We start from the raw sequence: 8,851 nt of genomic DNA, 5'->3' as shown, positions 1-8,851 counted from the left end.
AGAAGCTGCATAATTAGTTTGGCGTAGCGAACTATTTACATTGAGTGTGGGTATGGTAGGCTTGATAAGAGGCCAATCTTTATTAATTTATAAGATGCCTCAAAAGATTGGAACCATAGCCACAGAGGCTCAATGTCACTAGCAAACGGTTAGTTGGAAATATATGTTTAAGTTGACCCTATAACTAATTACTAGTTAATTGACGGTACCAAATGGTAAAAAATAACTTTAAAAGAATTATATGGACTTTATTAAAAATGATAAATTAGAAAAATTTCAATTAAGTTTGTAATTTTAAGTAAACAGGAGCAATGTACATTTATATGTGTCCAGTTAGGCTATACCACTCCAGTTTTACTATTAATAAAGGAGAGTTTGTTGGTATAATGGGTCCTAGTGGAAGTGGGAAAACTACACTTTTAAACATTCTTTCAGGAGTTGATAAAGGTACTTCAGGAGAAGTATTTATAAACAATAAAGATATTAGTAGTATGAAGAAAGATGCAATGGCTTTATTTAGAAGAAAGAACATGGGCTATATATTTCAGGACTTTAATTTATTAGATAGTTTAACGGTACAAGAAAATATAGCACTTCCCCTTATTTTAGATAAGGAAAACCCCAAGCTTATTGAAAATAAAGTTAATGATCTCATGAACTTTTTTAATATAAAAGAATTAAAGAAAAAATATCCTTATAACATTTCAGGAGGGGAAAAGCAAAGAGTTGCTGCAGCAAGAGCTTTGATAAATGATCCAGACATAATTTTTGCCGATGAACCAACGGGAAATCTTGATTCCAAATCAGCAAATAATATAATGAATATCGTGAATAAGATGAATGAGGACATAAATAGTACAGTATTAATGGTAACCCATGATCCATTTGCATCATCTTTTTGTAAAAGGGTTGTTTTTATAAAGGATGGGCAAGTGAAAATGGAAATAATCTCAAGTGGTGATAGGAAAAAGTTTTTTGATAAGATTTTAGAAGTTCAAAGTATTATAGGAGGGATTCGCTAATGACTTTTTCTTCTATAGTACGAAAAAACCTTATTTATAATTTTAATAAGTACATATCCTTTTACTTTGTGAACTCATTAATTATTGCAATGTTATATATGTATGGCAGTTTAATTTTTAACTCAAGCATAGTAAATGGTATAGGCAAGTCATCACTATATGATACTGTTATCTTATCATTAATAGCTACAATAGTATTTTCAATAATTTTCATCACTTATACCAATATATCCTTTTTAAAAAATAGGGGTAAAGAGTTTGGAATATACCTAACATTAGGTATGACAACAAAGGACCTAACGAAACTAATATTCATAGAAAACCTTGGTATTATGATTGTAGCATTGATGACAGGTATTTCAGGAGGAGTTTTATTTTCAAGATTATTTTATATGGGATTAAATAAGGCATTAGGGGTAACTACAATTCTATATGAGATTAATCATGAAAGTATCCTATTGAGTATTGGTATTTTTACCCTGATATATGTATTTAATTTCTTGTTTAATATAATCTTTATAAGGAAAGTATCAATAATGGAGGTTATAAAATCCCATAAAAAAAAGGAAATAGGAAAAGCCAGGATGTTCATAGGAACTATTTCTTTAGTCATACTAATAATGTCAACTTATTGTTTGCCAAATGCTTTATTTGGCGAAATTTTCAAGGAACAACCCTATATGATATGGGTGTTTATTATCTTAATAATAATATGCCCATATGTGATAATAGGATCATTTATTTCAATGGTTAAATATGCATTTAGTAAATTTCCTAGGCTCTATAATAATAACATAATGACTTTATCAAATTTATCTCATAGATTTTTGGCATATAAAAATGTTATATATATACTGTCATTATTAGTAGCTGGAGCAATGTTTTTTGTAGGGGCTAGTTATTCAATACATGCAACAACCAGAGAGGAAATTAATAATGATAATCCATATGATATTATGTTTGTTGAAAGCAGTGAATATAATAGGGTTAAAAAAGAAGAAATATCAAATATAATAAATGAAAATAATGGTGGTATAGATAGATATAATGTATTGGAATATTTAGAAGTTCCAACCTTTATAGATAATGGTGAGGCATTAAGTATTGGCAGTTTTAGACAACCTGTTATAAGTGAAAAAAATTATAATGAACATATGACTACTAATGTAGATGTAAAACCTAAAGGTGCTATTTATTTAATGGTATCAAATGAGAGAATGGTATTTGAATGCCCAACATCTATTTTAATTAATATAGACGAAGAACAAAGAGAAGAAATTAGGGATATAACATTACAAAATAACTTTATGATAAGTAAAGAAGATTTTAAAGCTATTATAGGGGAAAGTACATCCCTATATTTAGATAAAAGCAGGATAAGAGTAGAGGAAGGTATACGATTTACAAATTATAGAGGTACGGTAGGATATTTCTCTGGTCGTGCATTTGTTTTAGATAATGAAGATTATGAAGTATTAGAAGGAAGCTTAGGGGAGGGTTCATTAAAAAAATTACACTTAATAAATGTTAGAAATGGGGATAAGGCTTTTGAAGCATTAATTCACTATCTAAGGGATACAAATGGACTGGATGATTCATACTGGAACGAGGGTAATCTTTGGGGGAGAACACCAAATAATGAAAGAGGTATTGATGAATCATACAGGCCTGTATATAAAGAAGAACTTCTAAAATTACAGTTGAATAATAATGGAATGGTGTTATTTACTATGATATTCATAGGCTTATTATTTGTCATAGCTAGTGGAGTAGTTTTATATTATAAAGTACTATCAGATGTAGATGACGAAAAAGAAAGATTGACATCATTAACTAGAATAGGTGTATCGGAAAAAGAGATTAAATCTATGATTTACAAAGAGTTAGGAGTAGTATTCTTTATACCGATCAATATAGGAGGAGGAATGGGCCTATACTTCTTATATGTCATATTCTCTAACTCGGGAATATTAGAATTATATATGAAAAAAGCTTTTATAATTTTTATGTGGGGCTTAATGTTTCAAATTTTATTTTATATCATTAACAGGAAGAAATACTTAAAAGAAGTTATGTGAGGATCAGAAATGAAAGAATAAATATTCAAAAAGCAAGTCCTATAAATTAAAAACCCCATAAATGATTTTTTTAATATGCGTTTTTTAATATGCTCATTTGGAGACAGTTGCTTTGATTGAGAAGAAATAGGCTGCTATCAATGGGGTTTGAAAGTTTCTAGTAAATGACGAAACATGCTTTATGTTCCTTAAGACCGATGGGTTGAGGGACTCTTGATTTCGGGAGAAAAGGGACTTCCACCACTATATATACCTGCAGTTGGAAAGACAGGAGAAATAGCAGTTATGGTGGGTGAAGAAGTTACAGATACTATTTCCAATATGCAGACAAAAACATGGCGTAATGAAATTGCTCCAAGAGCACTTATATAGGTTATATGCTTGGTAGTATGTATTTGGGTTATGGTACGGTTTCAAACGGTTCATAACCCAAATATAATATTACAAAGCATTAGATAATAATGTTCATTTATCTGAAAGCAAGGACTATCTCTGATTGCCACATCAAGAAAAAGAATCCATTCCTTTTAAGTCGGCATAACATGGACAATTTGTTGTATACGAACATAAAATATAGTGTCACTATCATATGACCTAACGACAACATGATCAGGTTTTACATCTGCTATTATACCCTGCAGATTTCCTCTAACTGTTTCAATCACTACCGATCGACCTATAATCATCCTTAATGTTTCTAAAACGTAAGGATCTACTAATGTAGTATATTGTATCGGCTGGATATTTTGTATTAGTGGCATTTGATATAAGTGATAACTCATTATCCCAACCCCCCCATTAAATAATTTACTGCACTATATCATATATATGTCTATAGAAAAAGTTGCATTTTGGACAGAAAAAGATAGAGCTTGCAGATTATATGTGAGAGTAAGGGTAAGTAAGACGGGCATTGTGTGCTATATTAGCAGTAGCGGGAAGCCAATATGTGAAGAAACTGAGGGATATAGGCAATAGAGACTTGAGCTTTGATATGTATTATTAGTAGAAGTGTGATTTTGTATAGAGCTACTATTAGGCATTGTATGGAGGAGGTTAATGGGATGGATAAATTACATGTTACAAAAATTAAACCACGTCATCCTATGTTAAATTATCTAATTAAATACTACTGGATAATGAAAACCGATACTCAGGTGGTAGTTAATCATAAATTGTTACCAGTAAACAATATAGATATTATTATAAACTTTTCTTCTTCTATTGAGTATAGTTCTGAGAATAAAATGAAAATAGTTACTAAAAGAGCTCATTTTAATGGCATTAGAGAGAGTTATTTGACAATTAATCAAGTTGGAAAGTTAGATGTGATTGGGATTTCTTTTTCCCCAGCAGGATTATATCCATTAATAAAAGAACCACTATGTGAATATAAAAATATGACTATAGAATTAGATACTCTAATCACTGAATTCACTTCAAGAATTGAAGAAAATAGCAAGAAGGCTAAAAATACTATTGATAAGATTGATATTATTGAAGAAGTGCTAGTGAACATGATAGATATCAAATTTATACCAGAGAGTAAACTCATACAAATTTTTAATAATTTTCATTCCAACACTGATAATTATAGCATTGATCAATTTTGCACTCAGTACGGAATCAATCAACGTCAACTAGAAAGATATTTTAGAAAATATATTGGGATAAGTCCTAAATTATTTCAGAGACTCAGTAGATATCAGAAAACAATAAATAGAATGCTAAATAATATGACAATAGATTTAACTACATTAGCGTATGAAAATGGTTACTATGACCAGAATCACTTTATAAAAGAGTTTAAATCTTTCACTGGCTGTACTCCTTCAAGATATATTAATGAAAGAAATTCTGTAAAAGAAATAATATTAAATAGTTGAGTGTCGAATTTTTACTATCCATAAAAGTATACTAGTCTTAAAATAATACTGAAGATAAATATTTTATGGAGGTGCTCATAAGAATGAATAAAGAAATTTTAACGGAGATTGTAGAGTTTAAATTCAAGGATAATGTCCCCTATGAAGAATGTATTAGAATTGTAGATTTTCTTGAAAAAAACTTTCATTCTAAACAAAAGGGGTTTATTGATACGGAACTAGCCAAAGGGAAAGACGATAAATGGATAATGATACAGCATTGGACTTCTATGGAAGATTTTAATGCAGTAGTTCAACTGATGATGAAAGAATCATCTACAGAAGAATTTAGAAAGGCGATTGATCCAACTAGTGTAAAGATGCAATTTTTTAATCAAATCCAGTTATGGAAGAAGTAACAAATCGGCGACAAGGTTTAGAAAACTAGTATTTACATACTTATTAAGGCATTCTTGTGTTTTTTCAGAGAATGCTTTTTATCATTAGTAAAGAAATAACTAAATGTAAGTATCAGCTAAATATTTGTTCTTAGCTAATCTAATAAATCTAACTTTTTACATAAATTATATAATACATGTACTCCTCGAAGCTGAAGCTTGCTTACTTCATCAAAATAGTTCAAGGAATCTCTGGCAGATTTTCTAACTATTTCAATATTATTATTTTCTTAACCATAGGCTTCAGATGTTACTCAACAAAAGAAGCGCAGAAAATATCAAGTTTTCATTTTTCTATTATGTTACCTTCATAGTAGCAAGAAAAGAGATGGAGGGGATAGAAATGGAACAATTAAAAATGTACTATCGTGAATTAATAGGCAGTAATTACGAGGTAGGTAAACAATTGGGAGAATATTTCAAACAAGTTCCTGCCTTTATACAAAATCAAATTGCAGGAGATTTTCAGCTTACAAATGAAGAGGAAAAAAGCATGAGGGCATTATTTGACACATATTGTCCTGGTATTAATGAAGAGCTTGCTGGATATTCAGAAGCATTAGGCATTGACTTGAAAAAGACAATTTATTATGCTATGACATACCTGCGGCCAGGCTGCAGTCAAATGGCATTACTGCCTTCAAAAACAGAGAAGGGACATGTGCTATTAGCTAGAAATTATGAGTTTAATGAAGCATTTGAGGATAATACTTTTTGCTTAACGAAAATACAAGGGAGGTATGCACATATTGGTTCTACTATAGCGTTGTTTGGGAGAACAGATGGCATGAATGAATGGGGTCTTGGTGTTAGTCAAAGCTCTGCAGGTTTACCAGTGGCTAATATAAAATATGCAAGAAAACCAGCGATTGTAGGCTTGCAGTTTTGGGCGGTCATTAGGGCACTGCTGGAGAATTGTAAAGACGTAGATGAGGCTATAGACTATGTAAAGGATATGCCCATCGCTTATAATATTAATTTAATTGTTGCAGATAGAAAAGGAAAAGCTACCTTAATTGAAACATTGGAGGGTCGAAAAGCTTTTAAATCCATTGATAGCACCGCGGAGGAACAATATTTGCATTCAACAAACCATATGCATTTAGAAGAATTAAAAGCAATTGAGCCTAAAAGCATGAGGCATTCTGTGGTAAGATATAAGCTAATAAAGAATACATTAGACACTAAAAAGCAAGTGACAAAAGATGATATTAAAACATTATTATCAACGGAATACCCAAAAGGACTATGCTGCCACTATTATGAAGAGTTTTTTGGAACCCTTCGAGGCATAATTTTTGATTTAACAGAGGGTAAGGCAGAGGTGTGCTTTGGATCTACCGCTCTGAATAAATGGCATAGCTTTAGCCTAGACCACAAAGAGAAATATAAAGAATATCTTGTGAATGTAAAGCGAGAAAGAATGGCACCAGAACTCTACGAATGGATATAGGAGCATTTATGAACTATATAAATGAATTTGAAAAAGCCATTATGTATATTGAAGAAAATCTATGCAAGGATTTAAAGGTAGAGGATGTAGCTAAAAGTATTGGCTACTCCTACTACCATTTTGGGCGTGTATTTGAAGCTTTTTTAGGAGAAACCATAGGTAATTATATACGTAAAAGAAGACTTGCACAAGCAGCATATACACTTATTTATACTGATAAGAAAATTATAGAGATAGCGTTTGATTATCGTTTTGAATCTGCGGAGGCTTTTACCAGGGCCTTTAAGAAGGTGTATAGAGCCTCACCACATAACTATAGAAAAAATAGAATAGAGGGCATGCTGGGGAATAAAAAAGAGCTTAGCATATTAAAAATGAAGCATCTTCTTGAAAATGTATCTGTCCAGCCTATTATAAAAGAAATTTCACCCATTAAAGTGGTGGGAATGAGAAAACGTATAACATTAGAAAACAACCAATTACCTCAGCTATGGGATGATTTCATGGAAAGAGCCTTAGAAATAAAAGGAACAATGGAGAATGTTAGATGCTTTGGTATATGCGAATATGAAGAAAGCACTAAATATGAGGGATTTAATGAGCAAACCTTACACAGTCAAGTCATAGCAATGGAAGTTGAGGACTTTAGAAACATACCCGATGGCATGATTAAAAAGGTTATTGATGGTGGAAAGTACGCGGTATTTACCCATAAAGGAAGAATTGATCTTATAAAAGAAACCTACAACTATATATTCGGGACTTGGGTGCCATATTCAAAGCTGGAGTTAGATTTTAAGGATGATTTTGAACTTTATGATGAACGGTTTAAGGGAAGGCAACATGCCTCATCAGAGGTTGACATTTACATTCCAATTAAGTAAAGCACTCATAAGTAACTGCGGTTTTTGACCTTATTAAGACAGTGGAATTAAAACAATTAAAAAGAATCGTATTTTTAATAAATCTTACAATAAAAAGGATACTGAGCTTTAATAGAGAATATTTTAATTACATATAGCAACATATCTGGTTAATACTGTATAGGAAGTGAAGGGTAGGGGATGGGATGAATTATTACGTTAATCTGATAAATGAAACCATTACTTATATAGAAGATAATATACATGAAAAATTGTCACTAGATGACTTAGCCAGCCATTTCTGTATATCTAAATTTCATTTTAATAGAATGTTTAAAACAGTATCTGGAATGACATTAAAACAATATATACTGGGAAGAAAGCTGACACAATCACTGAGCTACCTAAAAGAAAACGGTGTATCAGTAACAGATATAGCCTTTGAATTTGGTTTTGAATACCCGGAAGTATTTAGTCGGGCTTTCAAAAAACAGTTTGGTGTTTCTCCTTCAGCATGTAAAGTTGAAAAGATTAACGAAAATTTAGTAAAAAAGGCGAGTATAGTGGAACGTGATATCGTAAATTACAAAGGAACCTTAGCTTTGAATGGAACCTATGTATATCTCGATGAATTACACTTGGAAGGTATTTTTGTGGAAGTAGATGTTCATGATGAACAGTTTAAAGCATTGATGACATCTACAGGAGAGACATTTTTAGAAGTATCCCAAAAATCCCATTGGCTTGATCATGAAAGATTATATACCGTGGTAAACTGCCATGGAGAGGACACTGGTGAATATACTGTGTTTTATGGTATGAAGGGGGAGTTAGTAGTTGAGGAAAATAGTTTGCAAAAATATACTATACCCACAGGATGGTATGCAAAATTTATATATTACGGAGATATGTTTGACATTAGAGAAGCCTTTGTTGATGACCTATATAAATGGATTATGGTAAAAGAAATTAAGCTCAATTCCAATGGTGTGGGGATGTTGAATATATTCGAAAAAGACTATATAAAAACCAGTGAAGTTCAGATTCTTGTACCGATAAAAAAACCTTATAAACAGCAAGAAATGTCATGAAACTATCAAGAGGAAAAGCTA

10 protein-coding genes are annotated in these 8,851 nt (G+C 31.3%); 8 read left to right on the top strand and 2 right to left on the bottom strand.

Going from position 1 to position 8,851, the window contains the following annotated elements:
- The first annotated feature begins 311 nt into the window (after positions 1–311).
- A complete protein-coding gene (locus BLP68_RS07745) occupies positions 312–1,022 on the top strand; it encodes an ABC transporter ATP-binding protein (RefSeq protein ID WP_091542025.1) in 711 nt (236 codons plus the stop codon).
- A 61-nt stretch (positions 1,023–1,083) separates the two neighbouring features.
- Here the strand turns inward: BLP68_RS07745 and BLP68_RS22120 are convergent, their stop codons facing one another.
- Positions 1,084–1,239 carry a hypothetical protein gene (locus BLP68_RS22120; RefSeq protein WP_242876940.1) on the bottom strand — a complete coding sequence of 52 codons (156 nt, stop codon included), beginning with the start codon at positions 1,237–1,239 and terminating at the stop codon, positions 1,084–1,086.
- On the opposite strand from BLP68_RS22120, the gene BLP68_RS07740 reads away from it, so the two are divergent.
- Together BLP68_RS07740 and BLP68_RS21690 are read left to right on the top strand one after the other, a co-directional pair.
- Positions 1,163–3,100 carry an ABC transporter permease gene (locus BLP68_RS07740; RefSeq protein ID WP_278278203.1) on the top strand — a complete coding sequence of 646 codons (1,938 nt, stop codon included), beginning with the start codon at positions 1,163–1,165 and terminating at the stop codon, positions 3,098–3,100. The genes BLP68_RS22120 and BLP68_RS07740 overlap by 77 nt on opposite strands.
- Before the next feature lie 213 nt (positions 3,101–3,313).
- The gene (locus BLP68_RS21690; protein WP_176758917.1) at positions 3,314–3,472 is read left to right on the top strand and encodes a hypothetical protein; all 159 of its coding nucleotides are present in this window, start codon (positions 3,314–3,316) and stop codon (positions 3,470–3,472) included.
- A gap of 155 nt (positions 3,473–3,627) precedes the next feature.
- On the opposite strand, the gene BLP68_RS07735 is transcribed toward BLP68_RS21690, so the two are convergent.
- Positions 3,628–3,882 carry a DUF2642 domain-containing protein gene (locus BLP68_RS07735; RefSeq protein ID WP_207647894.1) on the bottom strand — a complete coding sequence of 85 codons (255 nt, stop codon included), beginning with the start codon at positions 3,880–3,882 and terminating at the stop codon, positions 3,628–3,630.
- Between the two features lie 282 nt (positions 3,883–4,164).
- Here BLP68_RS07735 and BLP68_RS07730 point away from each other — a divergent pair, with 282 nt between their 5' ends.
- The 5 genes from BLP68_RS07730 to BLP68_RS07710 all read left to right on the top strand — a co-directional run bounded on the left by BLP68_RS07730 (position 4,165) and on the right by BLP68_RS07710 (position 8,830).
- The gene (locus BLP68_RS07730; protein WP_176758916.1) at positions 4,165–4,986 is read left to right on the top strand and encodes a helix-turn-helix domain-containing protein; all 822 of its coding nucleotides are present in this window, start codon (positions 4,165–4,167) and stop codon (positions 4,984–4,986) included.
- 83 nt (positions 4,987–5,069) lie between these two features.
- A complete protein-coding gene (locus tag BLP68_RS07725; protein WP_091542017.1) occupies positions 5,070–5,384 on the top strand; it encodes an antibiotic biosynthesis monooxygenase family protein in 315 nt (104 codons plus the stop codon).
- Between the two features lie 382 nt (positions 5,385–5,766).
- On the top strand, positions 5,767–6,876 hold the full coding sequence (locus BLP68_RS07720) for a C45 family autoproteolytic acyltransferase/hydrolase (protein WP_091542014.1): 1,110 nt from the start codon (positions 5,767–5,769) through the stop codon (positions 6,874–6,876).
- A gap of 8 nt (positions 6,877–6,884) precedes the next feature.
- The gene (locus BLP68_RS07715; protein WP_091542012.1) at positions 6,885–7,760 is read left to right on the top strand and encodes an AraC family transcriptional regulator; all 876 of its coding nucleotides are present in this window, start codon (positions 6,885–6,887) and stop codon (positions 7,758–7,760) included.
- A gap of 185 nt (positions 7,761–7,945) precedes the next feature.
- Positions 7,946–8,830 (top strand): AraC family transcriptional regulator, encoded by an 885-nt coding sequence (locus tag BLP68_RS07710; RefSeq protein WP_091542008.1) that lies wholly within the window; start codon positions 7,946–7,948, stop codon positions 8,828–8,830.
- Positions 8,831–8,851: the final 21 nt, after the last annotated feature.

The organism is Alkaliphilus peptidifermentans DSM 18978 (genome assembly GCF_900101495.1).
Taxonomy (GTDB): Bacteria; Bacillota; Clostridia; order Peptostreptococcales; family Natronincolaceae; genus Alkaliphilus_C; species Alkaliphilus_C peptidifermentans.
Note: the sequence above shows the minus strand (reverse complement) of the source record. Positions and strands in the feature narration are given on the sequence as shown.

Coding starts and splice junctions, on each gene's coding strand:
- BLP68_RS07745 (WP_091542025.1), top strand. CDS start 312: ATGTACATTTATATGTGTCCAGTTAGGCTATACCACTCCAGTTTTACT.
- BLP68_RS07735 (WP_207647894.1), bottom strand. CDS start 3,882: ATGAGTTATCACTTATATCAAATGCCACTAATACAAAATATCCAGCCG.
- BLP68_RS07730 (WP_176758916.1), top strand. CDS start 4,165: ATGGATAAATTACATGTTACAAAAATTAAACCACGTCATCCTATGTTA.
- BLP68_RS07725 (WP_091542017.1), top strand. CDS start 5,070: ATGAATAAAGAAATTTTAACGGAGATTGTAGAGTTTAAATTCAAGGAT.
- BLP68_RS07720 (WP_091542014.1), top strand. CDS start 5,767: ATGGAACAATTAAAAATGTACTATCGTGAATTAATAGGCAGTAATTAC.
- BLP68_RS07715 (WP_091542012.1), top strand. CDS start 6,885: ATGAACTATATAAATGAATTTGAAAAAGCCATTATGTATATTGAAGAA.
- BLP68_RS07710 (WP_091542008.1), top strand. CDS start 7,946: ATGAATTATTACGTTAATCTGATAAATGAAACCATTACTTATATAGAA.